This window comes from Segatella salivae F0493, assembly GCF_000477535.1.
Lineage (GTDB): Bacteria > Bacteroidota > Bacteroidia > Bacteroidales > Bacteroidaceae > Prevotella > Prevotella salivae.
The window spans coordinates 55,268-74,682 of the sequence record NZ_AWGW01000030.1; the positions used below are offsets into that span (position 1 = coordinate 55,268).

12 protein-coding genes are annotated in these 19,415 nt (G+C 37.6%); 4 read left to right on the forward strand and 8 right to left on the reverse strand.

Annotated features, from left to right (window positions below):
* Positions 1 to 8: 8 nt before the first annotated feature.
* Positions 9 to 1,373 (forward strand): histidine--tRNA ligase, encoded by a 1,365-nt coding sequence (hisS, locus tag HMPREF9145_RS10970; protein WP_021826501.1) that lies wholly within the window; start codon positions 9 to 11, stop codon positions 1,371 to 1,373.
* A 76-nt stretch (positions 1,374 to 1,449) separates the two neighbouring features.
* Complete coding sequence (locus HMPREF9145_RS10975; protein WP_021826464.1) at positions 1,450 to 2,445, forward strand: rhamnogalacturonan acetylesterase; 996 nt, start codon at positions 1,450 to 1,452, stop codon at positions 2,443 to 2,445.
* Between the two features lie 130 nt (positions 2,446 to 2,575).
* On the opposite strand, the gene HMPREF9145_RS10980 is transcribed toward HMPREF9145_RS10975, so the two are convergent.
* The 5 genes from HMPREF9145_RS10980 to HMPREF9145_RS11000 all read right to left on the reverse strand — a co-directional run bounded on the left by HMPREF9145_RS10980 (position 2,576) and on the right by HMPREF9145_RS11000 (position 11,134).
* Positions 2,576 to 3,943 (reverse strand): MFS transporter, encoded by a 1,368-nt coding sequence (locus tag HMPREF9145_RS10980; protein WP_021826502.1) that lies wholly within the window; start codon positions 3,941 to 3,943, stop codon positions 2,576 to 2,578.
* Between the two features lie 20 nt (positions 3,944 to 3,963).
* Entirely contained in the window at positions 3,964 to 6,129 is a 2,166-nt protein-coding gene (locus HMPREF9145_RS10985; protein ID WP_021826515.1) for a S9 family peptidase, read from the reverse strand.
* 124 nt (positions 6,130 to 6,253) lie between these two features.
* On the reverse strand, positions 6,254 to 8,188 hold the full coding sequence (gene yidC, locus HMPREF9145_RS10990; RefSeq protein WP_021826559.1) for a membrane protein insertase YidC: 1,935 nt from the start codon (positions 8,186 to 8,188) through the stop codon (positions 6,254 to 6,256).
* On the reverse strand, positions 8,188 to 9,795 hold the full coding sequence (locus tag HMPREF9145_RS10995; protein ID WP_021826490.1) for a CTP synthase: 1,608 nt from the start codon (positions 9,793 to 9,795) through the stop codon (positions 8,188 to 8,190). The genes yidC and HMPREF9145_RS10995 overlap by 1 nt, the downstream gene beginning before the upstream one ends.
* A gap of 67 nt (positions 9,796 to 9,862) precedes the next feature.
* On the reverse strand, positions 9,863 to 11,134 hold the full coding sequence (locus HMPREF9145_RS11000; protein WP_036907545.1) for a DUF3078 domain-containing protein: 1,272 nt from the start codon (positions 11,132 to 11,134) through the stop codon (positions 9,863 to 9,865).
* A gap of 652 nt (positions 11,135 to 11,786) precedes the next feature.
* Between HMPREF9145_RS11000 and pheT the strand changes: the two genes are divergently transcribed.
* Both pheT and HMPREF9145_RS11010 read left to right on the forward strand, forming a co-directional pair.
* On the forward strand, positions 11,787 to 14,255 hold the full coding sequence (pheT, locus tag HMPREF9145_RS11005) for a phenylalanine--tRNA ligase subunit beta (protein WP_021826534.1): 2,469 nt from the start codon (positions 11,787 to 11,789) through the stop codon (positions 14,253 to 14,255).
* Positions 14,256 to 14,299: 44 nt separating this feature from the next.
* Positions 14,300 to 15,028: a YebC/PmpR family DNA-binding transcriptional regulator gene (locus tag HMPREF9145_RS11010; RefSeq protein WP_021826441.1), complete on the forward strand. Its 729-nt coding sequence runs from the start codon at positions 14,300 to 14,302 to the stop codon at positions 15,026 to 15,028.
* 110 nt (positions 15,029 to 15,138) lie between these two features.
* Here HMPREF9145_RS11010 and HMPREF9145_RS11015 read toward each other — a convergent pair whose 3' ends face one another.
* The 3 genes from HMPREF9145_RS11015 to lpxA are packed head-to-tail and all read right to left on the reverse strand — an operon-like array spanning position 15,139 to position 19,415.
* Positions 15,139 to 17,691 carry a transglycosylase domain-containing protein gene (locus HMPREF9145_RS11015; protein ID WP_021826481.1) on the reverse strand — a complete coding sequence of 851 codons (2,553 nt, stop codon included), beginning with the start codon at positions 17,689 to 17,691 and terminating at the stop codon, positions 15,139 to 15,141.
* 54 nt (positions 17,692 to 17,745) lie between these two features.
* Positions 17,746 to 18,645 (reverse strand): tRNA (adenosine(37)-N6)-dimethylallyltransferase MiaA, encoded by a 900-nt coding sequence (miaA, locus tag HMPREF9145_RS11020; RefSeq protein ID WP_021826507.1) that lies wholly within the window; start codon positions 18,643 to 18,645, stop codon positions 17,746 to 17,748.
* The gene (gene lpxA, locus HMPREF9145_RS11025) at positions 18,645 to 19,415 is read right to left on the reverse strand and encodes an acyl-ACP--UDP-N-acetylglucosamine O-acyltransferase (protein ID WP_021826415.1); all 771 of its coding nucleotides are present in this window, start codon (positions 19,413 to 19,415) and stop codon (positions 18,645 to 18,647) included. Before lpxA ends, miaA begins: the two co-directional genes overlap by 1 nt.

Below are 19,415 nucleotides of genomic sequence, written 5' to 3' on the forward strand. Positions count from 1 at the left end.
TAAATAAAATGGCACAAAAACCTTCCATTCCAAAGGGAACCCGTGATTTTGGTCCTGAGGAAATGGCAAAACGAAATTATATTTTCAACACCATAAAAGATGTTTATGCACTTTATGGCTTTGAACAGATAGAGACTCCAGCAATGGAGACTCTACAAACATTGATGGGAAAGTATGGTGAAGAAGGAGATAAGTTGTTGTTTAAGATATTGAATTCAGGAGATTATTTAAATAAAATCTCTGATGAAGAATTGAATGAACGCAATTCCCTTCACCTGGCTTCAAAATTATGTGAGAAAGGTCTACGTTATGATTTGACAGTTCCTTTTGCACGATATGTTGTCATGCATAGAGATGAACTCCAGTTGCCTTTCAAACGTTATCAGATTCAACCTGTGTGGCGTGCAGATCGTCCTCAAAAAGGTAGATATCGTGAGTTTTATCAATGTGACGCAGATGTTGTCGGCTCTGATTCATTGCTGAATGAGGTAGAACTGATGCAAATTGTTGATACAGTCTTTACGAAGTTTGGGATAAGAATTCAGATTAAAATCAATAATCGAAAGATTCTTTCGGGTATTGCTGAGGTTCTTGATGAAGCAGATAAGATTGTAGATATTACTGTAGCTATTGACAAATTAGAAAAGATTGGTTTAGAAAATGTCAATGTAGAATTAAAAACTGGAGGCATTACAGATGAAGCAATCGAGAAACTTCAGCCAATATTGACTATGCAGGGCTCTAATGAAGACAAGCTGAAAACCATAGAGAAGGTACTTGAAAGCTCAGAGGTAGGCTTGAAGGGTGTTGAAGAAACGAGGTTTATTCTTGATACACTCAATTCGGTTGGTTTGAACAATGAAATACAATTAGACCTTACACTTGCTCGTGGATTGAATTATTATACTGGTGCCATCTTTGAAGTGAAAGCCCTCGATACGCCCATGGGGAGTATTACTGGAGGTGGACGTTATGATAATCTTACAGGAATATTTGGTATGCCTGGCTTGAGTGGTGTAGGAATTTCATTTGGTGCTGATCGTATTTATGATGTGCTGAATACCTTAGAACTCTATCCCAAAGAAATGCTGAGTTCAACACAGGTTTTATTCATCAATTTTGGAGAAAAAGAAACAGCCTATTGTCTTCCTTTCATCGCCGAAATCCGTAAAAACGGGATTCGTGCAGAAATATTCCCCGATAAAGCAAAGATGAAACGGCAGATGAATTATGCGAATGCAAAGAATATACCATATGTTGTCTTTGCAGGTGAAGATGAAATTGAGAAAGGAAAACTCATGTTGAAGGACATGCAGTCGGGTGAACAAAAGTTGGTCACAGCAAAAGAATTGATTGCTTCGGTCTTAAAATGAGGATGATAAAGAAAGAAGTAAGCAAAAACTTACTTCTTTTCTTTTTATCTCAAAGAATAACTTAATAATTTAATTTATGAGATGTAGATTAGGATTTATCCTTTTTTGTTTTTTGATTCTTCTTTCCTCTCTTAAACGTCCTCAAACAACTATCTATATTATTGGGGACTCAACAGCAGCTGAAAAGAAAGACCCACAGAATAACCCAGAACGAGGTTGGGGAATGATGCTCCAAGGATGTTTTTCAGATAATGTCTTGATAAGAAACTATGCCGTGAATGGTCGTTCGAGTAAAAGCTTTCTTGATGAGGGAAGGTGGAAGAATGTGCTTGAAAGTCTTAAGCCGGGTGACTATGTTATTATTCAATTTGGACATAATGATTCAAAGCTTGATGAAGCACGCCATACAGATCCAAAAACAACATTTTTCAGGAATTTAGAACGTTATGTTCTTGAAACGAGAAGTAAAGGAGCTATACCTGTACTGATGAGTCCTGTTGCACGAAGGTGTTTTTATAAAAAGATGGCCGATAGTCTTATTGATGATGAAAAGCTGAGAGATGTGGCCTATGATGAAGAAAAAATAAATAGTGACACGTTGATAGATACTCATGGAGCATATAGACATATAGCACAAGATGTGGCACAAAAATTAAATGTCTTTTTTGTAGATGCAAACAAAATATCTGCTCAGATTGAACAAAAACATGGAGTGTTAGGAAGTCGGAACTTGCATGTATGGCTAAAGCCTGGTGAGTTATCAAGTATTCCCAAAGGTAGAAAAGACAATACACATTATAATGTATATGGAGCTTTTACCATGGCAAACGCCTTTGCAGATGCCTTGGGGCGTAAGATAAAAGATTTAAGGCCATTTGTAAGGCATTATGATGCCGTGGTATCTTCACAGGGACATGGAAATTATCTGTCATTGGACAGTGCTTTGTCTCAGATGCCCAAGAAGGGTAAATATCATATCCTTGTATTAGACGGACGATGGAGGCTTTCAAAAGCAAAACTTAATCGTAATGTAAAAATCACTTGGGGTAGATATGCTGAACAAGTTGACTGATATATGTGATAAAAGTAGGTGGAATTAATATCTAAAGTGGGTAGGTTATAAATAAAAACCCCTGAGTTTTTTATCTAACTCAGGGGTTTTTATCTTTAATATAGGCTGTTATACCAAGAAATGAATAAGTTTATTTCTTGACATTAGCCTGTTGGAGACCATAATGTTTTTTCCGGTCAATCAACATGAGTACAAAAGCTATAATGATAGCTGCTATTCCACATCCAATAAAGAAGGTTTCCATCCCGGTAAAGGAAGGGTCAGCTTTGTTGATTTTGCCAATTGCCATTGGTACGAGACTAAGTCCAATATTTTGAATATAGAAGATAATGGCATAAGCCGAACCCAGTAATTTCATAGGGATTATCTTGGGAACACTTGGCCACATAGCAGAGGGTACCAATGAGAAAGCAATGCCAAGAATAATCATCATAATGATAGCAAACCATCCTACAGGTAGGATATGAATCATGAAGATAAAGTGTACGAATGTAAGCATAACGCTTCCAATGAGCATAAGAGTAGCACCTTTACCTATACGGTCATAGATGGTACCGAAGAGTGGAGTAAGAATAATTGTACCCAAAGGGATAGCTCCAGGAAGAGAACCTGCAAGGTCTTGAGGAACATTATAGTTATCAACCATCAGTTTTGTGGCAAATTTAAGGAAAGGGAACACACCACTATAGAACATTAGGCAAAGTAAGGTGATGCACCAAAAACCTGGATTGGTGAAGATAAACTTAAGGTCGGCAAAATGAAAGCCTTCATCTTCATCAGATACATTTCCTGTAACCTCTCCAGTAGAAGCGTCAAGTTTCTTATCCATTACAGTATAAACAATAAATGCCAAGAAACCGGCTATAAGCAACACAAGTCCAAGGAGTATAGGTGCACTAACGTGATTTCCGAATGCTTTTGCAAGAGGCAGGGAACCAGCCATAGCCGCTGTTGTACCAAGGCGTGCCAAGCCGACTTGTACGCCCATAGCAAGTGCAAGTTCATGTCCTGTGAACCATTTCGTTATAATTTTAGATATAGTAATACCACATATCTCACATCCTACACCAAAAATGGCAAATCCCAACGAGGCAATAGCTGCTGACATTGGAAGTGAGAAATTAACAAAATCAAGGGTAAATTTACTATCACCAAAATCCGTTGTCATACCAAAATATTTAATGATTACACCAACGACCATTAATCCACTTGCCATAACACCGGTAAAGCGTATGCCCATCTTGTCAAGAATAATCCCACCAAAGAAAAGCATAAGCATAAATACATTAATCAGCCCATAGCTTCCAGCAAAGAAACCATAGTCACTCGAGGACCATCCAAGTCCGCCTTGTTCCTTTGACGTTTCAAGAATTACTTCGAGAGGCGACATCACGTCGGTGATAAAATAGCCCATCATCATGGTAAATGCAACGATGAGTAGGGCGGTCCAGCGCGCTCCCGCACTGTCACTAAGCTTTTTTCTAATGATTTCTGTCATCTTTTTATTTATTTGTTTTGTTATTTCTTAAGCCATCTGTCAAGCCAATCAAAGAATGTACGTTGCCATAAAATACCATTCTGTGGTTTTAAGACCCAATGGTTCTCATCAGGGAACAATAACATTTCAGCCGGAATACCCCTCAAGCGAGCAGCATTAAAGGCACCCATTCCTTGATTTGCATTAATTCGATAATCTTTTTCTCCATGGATTACGAGAATAGGGGTGTCCCATTTATCAACAAATCGATGAGGACTATTGGCGTAAGTGTTCTTTGCACGTTGGCTTTGGTCTTTATTCCAATAAGCATCATCATATTCCCAATTGCTGAACCATGCTTCTTCTGTATCAGTGTATATGCTTTCGAGATTAAATGCACCATCGTGAGCAATAAAGGCCTTGAAACGTCTGTTATGATGGCCAGCAAGGTAATAAACAGAAAAACCTCCAAAACTGGCACCTACACATCCCAATCGATTTTTATCAACGAATGGTAAGTTTGATGCATCATCAATGGCACTGAGATAATCATCCATACATTGACCTGTCCAGTCTCCGCTTACTTCTTCGTTCCATGCACTTCCAAATCCTGGTAACCCACGTCGGTTAGGAGCTACGACAACATAGCCTTTTGATGCCATAATAAAAAAGTTCCATCGATAACTCCAGAATTGGCTTACTGGACTTTGGGGGCCTCCTTCACAAAAGAGCAATGCAGGATATTTTTTATTGGCATCGAAGTGAGGAGGAAGTACAATCCAAACGAGTTCTTCTTTGCCATCTGTGGTCTTCACCCATCGTTGTTGGAGTTTAGGTGTAGCCAATTGGTTAAGGATATCCTTGTTTTCGAAAGTCAATTGTGTAAGGTTGCTTTTTTTCTCTACTTTTGATGGTGCAAGTTGGTAGATATCATCAGGCTGGAGCATGGAGTGGCGTGTAACCAATAAGTTTTTTGTATTGCCTAAAGTGTTCACACTACCAAAATCATACCATCCATCAGTAAGCTGTTTTATTTTACCTGTTAATGATGCTTGGTATACATTGATGCACGCGTGCCAGCAACCTAAAAAATAAACACTCTTACTATCATTTGCCCAAACATATTGTTCTACGTTGCTATCAAAATTGCCTTTATCAATAAGGTAATACTTTTTGCCCGTAGAAAGTTCCATAATGCAAAGACGATTGAGATCACTCTCATAACCATCATGCTTCATACTTTGCCATGCAATGTATTTACCATCAGGTGAGAATTTAGGATTGGTATCATATCCAACCTGCATATCACCCTGTTGATGATTCACTGCTTGGTCCTTCATTGTTTTAGTGGCATCTATTTCGGGCTCTTGATAATTAGCTGGTTTACAAAGGTTTATTGTTGAACCATTATTAATATCATACAAATAGATATCGGTATCCGTGGAGATGGCATATTGTGTACCTTCTTTTTTACGGCTGGTATAAGCGATATATTTAGAATCTGTGCTCCAAGCAATTTGCTCAATACCTCCAAAGGGAGCAACTGGAGCCTCAAAAGGCTGGCCTTGCATGATATCTTTACCCTCTTGTATGCCCTCTTGAGTAATATTAGCAACAAAGGGGTGTGCAATGGTCTGCACATAATGGTCCCAATGGCGATAATTCATATCTGTAATTAGAAGTCCTGTTGCCTTTGGAAGATCAGATGGAGTTTCACGAATAGTTCCATGATAAGGAATACTCTTGATATATACTACTTTTTTCCCATCAGGTGAGAATGAAAACCCTTCGATAGCACCTTCTGTGTAAGAGAGCTGTTTTCGATTGTTTCCATCAGGATTCATTACCCATATCTCTCCATCACGTAGAAAAGCAATTCGTCTTCCAGATTCTATCCAAGTGGCATCACTTTCACTTTTATTGTCGGATGTCAGTTGACGTTTATTCTTTCCATTGATATCTTGGATATAGAGGATAGTATGGCTTTTGTTTTGGGCCACACTATAATAGGTTACTTGATAGACAATCTGCTTTCCATCGGGAGAAGCAGTACTTGCTCCTATTCGTCCCATAGCCCAAAGAGCTTCTGGGGTCATGAGATCACTCTGAAGTTTAATGTTGCTTGGGCCAATTGTGGTTTGAGCATTCGTTTGTGAAGATGTGGCTATCATACCAGCCATCATCGCAATGGCAATACTTTTATTCATCGAATGAAAAATAAAAACCACAAACTCTGTAAAATCCTTTTTTCTTTATTTTCTTCCTCTTCACTAATAATTAGGTAGTGAATTGTAGTAAAGGATTTTTTACAGAGTTGTAGTTGACTATTAATTAAAGTTCTTTCTTTCTCTTATTCAATTCTTGTTTCTTTTGTTTGAGTTCTTCTTGTTGCTTCTGTTGCATCTCTTGTATAGCTTGTAAGCGAGCTGCCAGTCCACTTTGCTTCTTAGGATTGGCCTTATTCTCTTGGTAACGCTTTTCAAGAATAGCAAGAAGTTTTTCGTCATTTGTTGTTTTACGAAGTGCCCACATAATAGCAGCACTAAAGAAGAGACTCACAAAATAATAGAAGTTCAATCCTGCACTATAATCGTTGAACATGAAGAAGAACATTATAGGCATGAGGAACATCATCCATTGCATCATCTTCATTTGGTCTGCTTGCTGGCCTACCATTTGATCCTTTTGCTGGCGCATTGTCATCATTGTATAGAGTACATTAGCTACACAGAAGAGAATACATGTGAGACTCAAGTGATCACCAATGAGCCATAAATTGTGATTCCATTCCCAAATGGGGTCGTATGTGCTGAGATCTTTTATCCATAGGAAACTTTCTCCACGAAGTTGAATTGCATTAGGAACGAAGTTGAACATTGCAATCCAAATCGGTGCTTGAATAAGCATAGGTAGACAGCCTGACAAAGGACTTACACCATATTTTGCATACTCAGCCATCATGGCTTGTTGCTTCTGCATTTGGTCTTCAGGCTTGTCAAATTGCTTTGTAGCCTCATCCAATTTTGGCTTTAATACGCGCATTTTCGCACTACTCATATAACTCTTCTTGACCATAGGATAGGTGAGAAGTTTTAAGAGAAGTGTAATCAATATGAGCACGATACCCATGTTGATATTCATGCTTGTCAAGAAGTCAAACACATAGAGTGTAAACCATCTGTTGATAATGCGGAAGAGAGGCCAGCCAAGATAAACCAAGCGTTGCATCTGAAGGTCTTTGTGGAACTGACTTTCTTTTTCCATTTTCTGGAGCAGACGGAAATCATTTGGACCATAATAGAATTCAAATTCTGAAGCCTTCTTACCAGTTGGGTCAAAGAAAGTCTTCATCTTAGCCTCATATTGTTTGAGATAACCGCTTCCCTTTTCTTGAGGAATAGAAGTCATTAAGGCATTGCTTTGAAAATTGTTCTTGGCTATCATAACAGCACTAAAGAACTGATTCTTGAACGCTACCCAGTCAATCTGCTCTTCAATAGACTTGTCTATTTCTTCTTTGGTCTCGTTTAAATAGTCTGTTCCACCATCCTTTTTATGATAGGTGAGGGTTGCATAGCGATTCTCAAACGAGAAACCTCTCTCTTGTTGGCGTGCTTTGTCTTTCCAATTTACATCCATAGTCTGTGTACCAGGGGCGAAAAGACCAGCCATCCCTTGTACACTCATCTGCATGTGGAGCATATAATCTTGCCCCAATTCATATTTTAAGGTTAGTGATTTTCCTTCACCTGCATCAGCTATGAAGGTCACAGTTGAATCACTTACCTCTGACGGAACGAAATAAAGTTCGGCAGTATTGATATTTGTTTCTTTGGCATTAAGCAGATAACTAATGCTTTGGTCTGCACCACTAAATAGGGTCAGATTCTTTTTATCTGCTGAACCATTCTTTACTTTAATGTTATGACCAACATAACCTTTAATGATTGCTTGTTCAACATAAGCACCTTTAGAACTGAATGTCAATTCTACTTTCTTGTTTTTCAATACAATTCGTTCGACATTCCCAGTAAGTGCCTTATGGAAAAGTGAAGTAGTATCGGAAAGAACTTTTTGTTTTTCTGCTTGTTGTCTCTTGTTCTTTTCCATCTGCGCAGCCTTCTCAGACTGGCTTTTGTTTACCTGTTCAATGGAGTCCTTCACAAAAGCAGCACGCTGTTCTTCAGCAGATGGTTGATTATACCAACTAAAACCAATCAGAACGGCTGCGATAAGTAGGAATCCGATAATGTTGTTTTTATCCATTATTTCTTTTTATTTTCTATTGCTGTTTTAACAAAATCCACAAAAAGTGGGTGTGGTTTAAGTACTGTTGATTGATATTCGGGGTGATATTGTGTTCCAATATACCATTTAAGAGTAGGAATTTCAACGATTTCAACTAAGTCGCTTTCTGGATTCTTACCTACGCATATCATGCCATGTTTCTCAAATTCTTTCTGGAATTCGTTATTAAACTCATAGCGATGACGATGGCGTTCTTGGATATTTTCTTTCTTATAGATATTGAAAACGTGGCTTCCTTGCTTTAAGATACATTCATAAGCGCCCAAACGCATGGTACCGCCCATGTTGGAGATGTTTTTTTGTTCCTCCATGATGTCAATAACATTATGTGGAGTTTTTTCGTTAATCTCACGGCTGTTAGCATCTTTATAGCCCAACACATTACGTGCAAATTCAATAACCATCATCTGCATTCCCAAACAGATACCAAAAGTTGGAATGTTATGTGTACGTGTATAGTGAGCTGTTGTGATTTTACCTTCGATACCACGTTGCCCAAATCCTGGACAAATTACAATTCCATCCTGTCCTGCAAGCTTCTCTTTTACATTTTGTTCTGTTATTTCTTCAGAACTAATAAAAGTGATATTAACCTTGTAATCATTGTATGTTCCTGCATGAGAAAGACTTTCACGAATACTCTTATAGGCATCTTGCAAGTCGTATTTACCAACAAGTCCGATGTTAACAGTCTCCTTTGCATTCTTTCTTCTCTCAATAAACTCCTTCCAAGGACCAAGTGTTGGTGTCTTACCTATAGGTTCTCCTGTCTTTCGTAAAATAGCTTCGTCAAGCTTTTGGTTCTGCATGTTTACTGGAACTTCATAGATAGAAGGGAGGTCTTCACTTTGAACAACACAATCAAAGTCCACATTACAGAATGCAGCTACTTTCTTTCGGACAGCGTCACTAAGATGCATCTCTGTTCGAAGTACAAGGATATCAGGTTGTATACCAATGCTCTGTAGCTCTTTTACACTATGTTGTGTAGGCTTTGTTTTTAGTTCTCCTGCTGCTTTTAGATAGGGAACGTAGGTCAGATGGATACTGAGTGCACGTTTTCCTAACTCCCATTTCATCTGTCGGATAGCTTCCATGAATGGTGCACTTTCAATGTCACCAATCGTTCCTCCAATTTCCGTAATTACGAAATCATAATGATATTTCTGCCCAAGAAGCTTGATGTTACGTTTGATTTCGTCGGTAATATGGGGTACCACTTGAATAGTTTTGCCTAAGTAATCTCCACGTCTTTCTTTATCGATAACCGCTTTATAGATGCGGCCCGTAGTCATACTATTTGCTTTAGTGGTCTGAATACCTGTGAAACGCTCATAATGCCCCAAGTCAAGGTCGGTCTCCATACCATCTGCTGTCACATAGCATTCACCATGTTCATAAGGATTTAGCGTCCCAGGATCAATGTTGATATAGGGATCAAACTTTTGAATTGTGATGTTGTAGCCTCTGGCTTGCAGAAGCTTTCCGATGGATGCACTAATAATTCCTTTACCAAGTGAAGAAACAACGCCACCGGTGACGAAGATATACTTTGTTTCAGCCACAATATTCTTAATTTATAAATTCAGTATGCAAATTTAATTTTTTTCTTTGATATGTACAAACCTTTCCTTAGAAAGAATATGAAAATCCAAGGCTTGCATATTCTTTAAGTTGCCAATAGCCGTATTTTCCATCGCGTTCAGCGCCATCATCAAAGCGAGGGAAGATGAAAAGGTTACTGCTAATGTATCGATTGAACTGGAATGTAAATGTATTCTCCCAGTCTATTTCGCCTCGCCTATATGTGGTATATCCATAAAGTCGAGTTCTCCATTTTATCATATCGCTCATCTTCCACAATAAGTCTATCGTACACTCTGAACCAATGTCATGCAAGGTGTGGTTGCCTTCTTTCAGTCCATAGCGTTTACTTAAATCGAGACGGCTAACATATTTGAAGTTGTAAGCAGCCGGAGCTAAATGTATATTACCTGTCAATTGTTTGTTAAACCATGATACCTCATAATCCATACCGACGGAAAGGTTGACATTCAATGGATTGATGAAGTCGCTATATACAAATGGATCATTGTTCTTATAGCCTTTCATGAACTGGGTATATGCAATAAGCTGGGCTGTATAATACCATTTTTTTGTAGCCTGGAAACCTATTTTTCCTGTATAACGCAACATGTCCTCACTTGTTTTCAACTTATGAAGTTGATCACTTTGAGACGTTTGGAAGCCAAGCTTCATTTCGAGTTTATTGTCCCACTTCACCTTTTGCTTGTTATTATAATTGGCTTGCAAGGTGACCGAACCTACCATACTGTAATTGCTTTCGCCACCTTTATACCAATTGTTTGAAACATAATTCTGCAGGAACTGAAGGTAATAGTCTCCACTATAATTCCAAAAATTTGGTTTATAAATTTCGATGTTAGCATCAACATATTCTGGTTCAGCCGTTTTGGGTGCTACTTTGTCTGTAAGTTCTTGGTTCTTAGGCTTTATAGCATTATTTACTTCAAGTGCAGGTCCAATGTTGTCAAGTTGACTTTCGGTAGTCCTCACAAGGTCAGGTCTATGAAGATAGATGTTCAAAAGTGCTTCATCGAGTTGGCTCGTCAATGAGATTGAATCTGTCTTTGCATAAGAAAAGATTCTATGACTCACTCCTTTATAGAATGTTGTAGGTAGAAAGAGTGGGGCATAGTCTGCTTTAATTGAAGACGTTTGAACGTTAGCAAGATTCTGACGCATAGTTTGTAGACTATCAATATAGCGCTCATATAGTGTACGTGGCTTAGCCGGTAGGAGTGTGCGCATAGGAGTTGTCTGTGCGTGTATAGTCATTGCACAGGCAAAAATAAATATGGATATTGTCTTAAGTCGTTTCATAATGAAGGCAAAGGTAATGCAAAAAAAGCAGAAAACCAAAGTCTATGGTTGAGAAAAGCGATATGAACATGTGCTTTCATCACAATATTCACTTTTAAGATTGCAATAAGTTAGGTTTTATGATGTCCATTTTTGCATGCTGTTTCTTCATAAATAATGTCCTAAATTCTATCAAAATAGCTTACAATAAAAGCTTTGTATATAGTAGAATGAGTAAGTGCTAAGGGTTGTTCCTTATTAATTCTTTCTCTAAAGCAGCGAAAGCGGATTTTAAACTGGGTTGTTTTAAGATGTTATATGGGGCATTTTATACTTTAATATAGGCTATTTTGCAGGCCAAAGTGTGTCGTTTTGTATGATGCTATAAGTCATGATGTTATGCTGTAAAATTCATATAATAGAAGTGTTTTTATTTATCTCTAAATCTCTTTGTAAGTATGTTATAAATGATTGAAAGAGAAGCATAGATGCTTTGAATCGATTTTACATTGTGTTGCACGCTAATAGTCCTCTTTTTTCAGTTATTTTCCGTTTTGTTGCTATCCAAGTAGAGGTTGTATAGCCTCTACTTGTGTTTTTTTATTTGTGTACTTGTGTATTTGATTCATTTTTTGTATTTTTGCATCGTTTTGAAAATATAAAAAAACAATATATGAATATTTCGTATAAATGGCTTAAGGAGTACGTTGATTTCGACCTTACACCACAACAAACAGCTGATGCGTTGACCTCAATAGGATTGGAAGTTGATGCTTTGGAGGAAGTACAAACCATCAAAGGAGGATTGAAAGGCCTTTATGTTGGAAAAGTATTGACTTGTGTTGACCATCCAAATAGTGATCATCTTCATGTTACAACGGTTGATTTGGGTAAGGATGAACCGCAACAAATAGTTTGTGGTGCTCCTAATGTAGCTGCAGGTCAGAAAGTCATCGTTGCAGATTTAGGTTGTGTGCTCTATGATGGTGAAGACTCGTTTACAATCAAGAAAAGCAAGCTTCGTGGTGTTGAGTCATTTGGAATGATTTGCGCCGAAGACGAAATAGGGGTGGGCAATAGTCATGATGGAATCATAGTATTGCCAGATGATGCTATTGTGGGCACACCGGCAGCTGAATATTATCATTTAGAAAGTGATTGGCTGATTGAAATAGACATTACAGCCAATCGTGGAGATGCCCTTTCTCATTATGGTGTTGCACGTGATTTATATGCTTGGCTGAAGCAAAATAACTACCAAACAACACTTCATCGTCCTTCATGTGATGAATTTAAGGTTGATAACGAAGACCTACCGATTGACGTAGAAGTGCAAAACTCGGATGCATGTAAACGTTATGCATGTGTAAGTATCACGGATTGCGAAGTTAAAGAAAGCCCAGCTTGGCTTCAGAATAAACTACGAGTGATAGGCTTACGCCCAATTAATAACATTGTAGATATCACTAATTATGTGATGATGGCCTATGGACAACCCATGCATTGTTTTGATGCAGACATGGTGAAAGGCCACAAAATAGTAGTTCGTACGCAGGCCGATGGAACAAAGTTCGTCACACTTGATGGTGAAGAACATACGTTGAGTGATCGTGATTTGAGCATTTGTAATGCAGAAGAACCCATGTGTATTGCTGGCGTTTTCGGTGGAAAAGGAAGTGGAACGTATGATACAACGAGAAATGTAGTACTTGAAAGTGCTGTGTTCCATCCCACATGGATTCGTAAGAGTGCACGCCGTCATGGGTTAAGTACAGATTCAAGCTATCGCTTTGAACGTGGAATAGATCCTAATGGCGTAGTTTATGCATTGAAACAAGCTGCTATCTTATGCAAGGAATTGGCAGGAGGAAAGATTTCAATGCAAATAAAAGATGTCTATCCAGAACCAATAGAAGGTTTCAATGTTGAACTTTCATTTGATTATGTGCATCGCCTGATTGGAAAGGAGATAGGGAGGGAGACGATAAAAAATATTGTTTCTTCTTTAGAAATGAAGATAATCGAAGAAACAGAAGATGGTCTAAAGTTAATAGTTCCTCCTTATCGTTATGATGTACAGCGTCCATCTGATGTAGTGGAAGATATTCTTCGTATCTATGGATATAATAATGTAGAGATTCCAACGCGCTTGAATAGTTCGCTCACTGTTGCAGGTGATGAAGATAAGAAATATCGATTGACAAATCTTATCGGTGAGCAGTTGGTGGGCTGTGGCTTTAATGAAATATTGAATAACTCCCTTTCTAAGCTATATTATTATACAGATTTGGAGTTAAATGCATATCCAGAGAGTGCTACAGTGAAGCTGATGAATCCATTAAGTGCAGACCTTGGTGTGATGCGTCAAACTTTATTGTTCGGTGGCTTGGAAAGTATTATGCGCAATGTAAATCGCCGAAATGGAAATATACGTTTCTTTGAGGTGGGCAATGTCTATAAATATAATAAGGAGAAATGGCAGGAAGAAGCTCCCTATAAGGCTTATAGTGAAGACCGCCACTTGGCACTTTGGCTTACAGGTAAACATATAGAAGGTTCGTGGATTCATGCAGATGAAGATTCAAGTATCTATGAGTTGGAAGCTTATGTGCAGAATATTTTTACCCGAGTAGGGGTTAGTGCTGGTGCATTGGTTGTTTCTGAGAGTGATAATAACATCTTCTCTAAAGCACTTTCCTATAAGAATAGAGGTGGTAAACTCTTTGCTGAAGTAGGTATTCTTAATACGAAACTTCTTAAAAAGATGGGTATAGAGCAGCCTGTCTACTATGCAGAGATTGATTTTGATGCATTACTTAAGGCGGTAAGAAATAACGAATTTGAGTTTGAAGAAATATGTAAGTATCCTGCAGTTAGTCGTGATTTGGCTTTACTTCTTGATAAGAAAGTCTCTTTTGAACAAGTTGAACAGATTGCATTCCAGACAGAAAAGAAACTCTTAAAGCGTGTAGAACTCTTTGATGTTTATGAGGGAAAAAATCTTCCAGAAGGGAAAAAGAGTTATGCTGTCAACTTTATTCTGCAAGATGCCAATAAGACTTTGAATGATAAAGCTATAGAAGCAATTATGCAAAAACTGATAAAGCAGCTCACAACACAATTGGGGGCAGAACTCAGATAATTGTAATGAAGAGATAAGAATACATATATAAAAGAATAATAAAAATGGGAAGAGCATTTGAATATCGTAAAGCTACAAAGCTTAAACGATGGGGTCACATGGCCCGTGTATTTACAAAATTAGGTAAACAGATTGCTATTGCAGTAAAGGCAGGTGGTCCAGAGCCAGAAAATAATCCTACTTTACGTGCTTTGATCGCTAACTGTAAGCGTGAAAACATGCCTAAGGATAACATTGAGCGCGCGATTAAAAACGCAATGGGCAAAGACCAGAGTGAATACAAAGAAGTAACTTATGAGGGATATGGTCCTCATGGAGTAGCTGTTTTGGTTGATACATTGACCGATAATACTACTCGTACGGTGGCTGATGTACGTTCTATATTCAACAAGTTTAGTGGTAATATGGGTACGACTGGTAGCCTTTCATTCTTGTTTGACCATAAAAGTGTTTTCACATTCAAGAAGAAAGATGGTCTTGATATGGACGAAATGATTCTTGATTTGATAGACTATGGTGTAGAAGATGAATACGATGAAGATGAAGAAGAGAATGAAATCACAATATATGGTGACCCAAAAAGCTTCGGAGATATTCAGAAACATTTAGAGTCGGAGGGTTTTGAAGTAACAGGAGCAGAGTTTACTTATATTCCGAATGACCTCAAAGATGTAACTCCAGAAGAGCGGGAAACTATTGATAAGATGGTTGAAAAGCTTGAAGAGTTTGATGATGTACAAACTGTTTATACAAACATGAAACCAGAAGAGTAAGCTTTTTATATTATATATTACAAAAAAACTATTGCTGTTTTATAAAACTTCTCGTTGTGAGAATATGTTTTATTTAACAGCAATAGTTTTTTATTTGAGTTTATACCTTATCAAAGGTCATCTAAGTTAACTTGTTGTTCAGAGGCCTTCTTCTTTTTCTCTTTCTTAGACTCACCTGTATTCTTATTGTTTCTAAAATTATCTGAGCCCTTCTTTGAATTTTCTTCAGATTCTTCAGAGGGGGTAGATATAGGGTTACCATCCTCATCTAAGTAAACCTCTTCTTCGCTAATGATGCTATCTCGGCGTGTAGTGTCACGTTTAGCTTGTGGACTATAGCTTGCACAAAGATACATATCATTGGTAATATCATCATCATGTGGTTTATCAAACTTGGCATGATATTGTTTGAATTCTGGGTCTTTGAATAAGGATTGCAGGAAATAACCACAAATAGGTAAGGCTGTTCGTGCTCCTTGTCCTAATGCACCAGTCCTGAAGTGTATACTTCTATACTCGCCACCTACCCAAGCTCCAACTACCAAACGAGGACTAACTCCCATGAACCAAGCATCTGAGTGATTATTTGTTGTTCCTGTTTTACCACCAAACTCTGTATCACGATAATTTCCTACATATCCTAATAGAGATTGAGATGTACCTCCTGGTTCACGAAGTCCACCTTGAAGCATCTGTTGCATTAAGAAAGCGCTCTTATAAGGAATAACTTGTTCGGACTTTGTTGAGCCTACATAGACTTCATTTCCATCTTTATCCAATATTCGAGTTACTAAGACTGGGTCATGATGTTTACCATTATCAGCAATTACACAATAGGCATTTACCATCTGTAATAAGGTTACATCACTGGAACCTAAAGCCAAAGAAGGTTCATCATCCAAAGGACTTGTAATACCCATCTTCTTAGCTGTTTCTATAATTCTTTTAATTCCCATTTCCTGGCCAAGGCGAACTGCAACTGAATTGATACTCTTTGCAAAGGCACTTTTCAAAGGGATAGAGTCTCCACTAAATGAGCCATTGGCATTTCTTGGTGTCCAAGTAACTTCTTTATGTTGTTTTTTATCATATACCTGCATTGAGATATATTCATCACGTCGTTTGTCACAAGGCGTCAATCCCTGGTTCATAGCTTCAGTATAAACAAATAATTTGAATGTAGAACCAGGCTGACGCATTGCTGTAACCTTATCATATTTCCAAGAATTAAAGTCTATATCCCCAACCCATGCTTTCACTGCACCAGTTTGAGGCTCCATAGCTACAAAAGCACAATGCATGAATGTCGTCATATATTTGATAGAATCTTCAGATGTCATCTCTTTTGTGATGGTTCCTTTATCATAATCAAAGACTTTAACTGGATGCTTCCATTCCTTATAATAATAATTAACAGAGTCTGGATTGTTGGGGAAACGTGCTAATAAAGCTTTATAGAAAGGCTGACGTTCTGCAATTTGTTGAATAAAGTTAGGAATAACTTGATGATTTTCGTCTTGCCAAGGGTCTTGACGAAGCCAATTACTCGTTTGATTTCTATAAATACCCCAATGGTTATTAAAGTTCTGTTGTACTTGCTTCATTTGCTTCTTAGCAGCATCTTCAGCATACTTTTGCATTCGTGTATCAATAGTAGTGTAGATCTTTAATCCACTTGAATATAGATCGTAACCATTCTCTTCACACCAATCTTTCAGATAGTTTGCAATTGCTTCACGGAAGTATTTAGCTTGTCCATCATAGTTTTCTTCTACTTTAAAGTCTAACTTTATCGGAATTTCTTTTAAGGAATCACACGCAATACGACTTAAATCACCATGATTATACATATTAGTTAATACGGTGTTTCGGCGTGCTAAAGAGTTCTTTATGTTAGTTTTTGGGTTGTAGTAAGACGTAGCCTTTAGCATGCCTACAAGTACAGCAGCTTGCTCTGTGGTAAGTTTCGCTGGTGAAGTGTTGAAATATGTCTTTGCAGCTGTTTTTATCCCATATGAATTATTGCCGAAATCAACGGTATTGGCATACATCGTTATAATTTCTTTTTTGGAATAAACCGTTTCGAGCTTAGTTGCAATAATCCATTCCTTGCTTTTGATAATTAACATCTTTAAGCCAGGGATCTTTCCTAATAGTCCCGTGGAATATTGTGACCGAACGCGGAACATATTCTTAGCTAATTGCTGAGTAATCGTTGAAGCCCCACGTCCATCATGACGTAGTATGGCATCTTTCATTGCACCAAATAAACCAATCGGATCTATTCCAAAATGCTTGTAGAAACGCTCATCTTCCGTATCTATCAATGCTCGGAAGAACATAGGATTAACTTCTTCGTATTTAACAGGTGTTCTATTCTCATTAAAATACTTTCCAATGAGTTTTCCATCAGCGCTATAAATCTCTGAAGCTTCGCTTGTCTGGGGATCTAAAATACCAGAAAAATAGCCTGGAGATTTACCAAAAAGCCATAGGAAGTTCATATCTACCATACCGAGATAGATAAAGAAAGCAACTATACAAGAAACAAAACCTATCATAGTTTTGGTATACCATGCACGTCCTTTGTATAACTTTTTATACCAAGGCCAGAAGTTACGTAAAAGGTTGACGCACCATTTAAAAACTCTTTTTATCTTCATATTTTTAATTTTTGCGTATCTTGAATAGTACAAATGTACAAAATATATCGGCATTTATATATTATCATCAATATATTTTATAATTTCTTCAAAGTTCATTGGTTGAAACCATTTAATTTGTTTATCACGCTTAAACCAAGTGAGTTGTTTCCTCATATATTGGCGAGTGTTTGATTGGATTTGTCTAATCGTCTCCTCTTTTGTTAGTAAACCATCAAGGAAATTAAATGTTTCTTTATAACCAACAGTATTTAATGCGTTATGGTTTCGATAGTCATATACTTGTTCACACTCTTCAATCAGTCCATGATTAAACATCTCAATTACACGTGAGTTGATTCTTGTGTAGAGTTCGTCTCTATCTCTGTTTAATCCAATCTTTAATATATTAAAAGGTCTTTGCTTTACAGTTTGTTTACGAAATGATGTGTAAGTTTTCCCTGTCATGTAACAAATTTCAAGAGCATGTACTACACGTCGAGGGTTTTTTTTGTCTACAATCTGATAGTGTTCTGGATCTAATTGTTTTAATTCTTTCACAAGAGAATCCAAGCCTTCGTTTGCTAACTTCTCTTTTAATAGTTCACGTGTCTCTTGATCAACAGTTGGGATGTTATCTATTCCGTTACATACGGCATCAATATACATCATACTTCCTCCTGTCAAAAGTAGTGTATTGTGTCCCTTATTGAAAAGATTTTCTATCAAAAATAGGACATCTGACTCATATTTAGCAGCGCTATAATAATCAGTTACGGTATGATTTCCTACGAAATAATGACGAATTTGATGTTGTTGTTCTTGGTTTGGCGCAGCTGTACCTATTGGAATTTCTGCATAAATCTGGCGGGAGTCTGCATTTATAATAGGTGTATTTAGGTGTTGAGCAATCTTGATACAAAGTTCTGTTTTGCCAACCCCTGTCGGGCCAAGAACAACAACAAGTGTCTTCATCAGCGAATAATGCCTCGTTTAGACGATTCTACGAAATCAATGATATATTGGATTTCAGGAGTAATTTGAAGGTTCTTTTTTATCTCTTCGATTCCTTCTTTAAGTACACCTTTTGAATAAAGTAGTCGATAAGCTTCATGAATAGAGTCAATCAATTCATTGCTAAAACCTCGTCTACGTAGTCCAATAAGATTTATTCCACAATACTTTGTTGGCTCCTTACCTGCTATAATATAAGGTGGAATGTCTTGACTAAAACGGCAACCTCCTTGAATCATTACATAACTTCCTATTTTACAAAATTGATGTGTTAAAACAGTTGCACTGATAATAGCATTATCATCAATGGTAACTTCACCAGCAAATTTTGTAGAATTGCCAACAATGCAATTATTTCCAACCACACAATCATGTGCAATATGCATATTTTCCATTAGCAAATTGTTATTGCCAACAATCGTTTTCCCTTTGGATGCTGTCCCGCGTGATATTGTTACATTCTCTCGAATACTATTTCCATCGCCAATTTGACAGGTCGTTGTCTCACCTTTGAATTTCAGATCTTGTGGCTTTGTGGATAGACTGGCACCGGGAAAGATCTCATTTCCGTTGCCAATTCGTGCACCAACATTGATTGTAACACTGTTTTGTAATACATTGTTATCACCTATAACTGTGTCTCGATCAATATAACAAAATGGGCCAATGATATTATTATCCCCAAGGATTGCCTCGGGATGGACATAGGCTAACGGACTAATCTGGTTCAT

Coding starts and splice junctions, on each gene's coding strand:
- hisS (WP_021826501.1), top strand. CDS start 9: ATGGCACAAAAACCTTCCATTCCAAAGGGAACCCGTGATTTTGGTCCT.
- HMPREF9145_RS10975 (WP_021826464.1), top strand. CDS start 1,450: ATGAGATGTAGATTAGGATTTATCCTTTTTTGTTTTTTGATTCTTCTT.
- HMPREF9145_RS10980 (WP_021826502.1), bottom strand. CDS start 3,943: ATGACAGAAATCATTAGAAAAAAGCTTAGTGACAGTGCGGGAGCGCGC.
- HMPREF9145_RS10985 (WP_021826515.1), bottom strand. CDS start 6,129: ATGAATAAAAGTATTGCCATTGCGATGATGGCTGGTATGATAGCCACA.
- yidC (WP_021826559.1), bottom strand. CDS start 8,188: ATGGATAAAAACAACATTATCGGATTCCTACTTATCGCAGCCGTTCTG.
- HMPREF9145_RS11000 (WP_036907545.1), bottom strand. CDS start 11,134: ATGAAACGACTTAAGACAATATCCATATTTATTTTTGCCTGTGCAATG.
- pheT (WP_021826534.1), top strand. CDS start 11,787: ATGAATATTTCGTATAAATGGCTTAAGGAGTACGTTGATTTCGACCTT.
- HMPREF9145_RS11010 (WP_021826441.1), top strand. CDS start 14,300: ATGGGAAGAGCATTTGAATATCGTAAAGCTACAAAGCTTAAACGATGG.
- HMPREF9145_RS11015 (WP_021826481.1), bottom strand. CDS start 17,691: ATGAAGATAAAAAGAGTTTTTAAATGGTGCGTCAACCTTTTACGTAAC.
- miaA (WP_021826507.1), bottom strand. CDS start 18,645: ATGAAGACACTTGTTGTTGTTCTTGGCCCGACAGGGGTTGGCAAAACA.
- lpxA (WP_021826415.1), bottom strand. CDS start 19,415: ATGAACCAGATTAGTCCGTTAGCCTATGTCCATCCCGAGGCAATCCTT.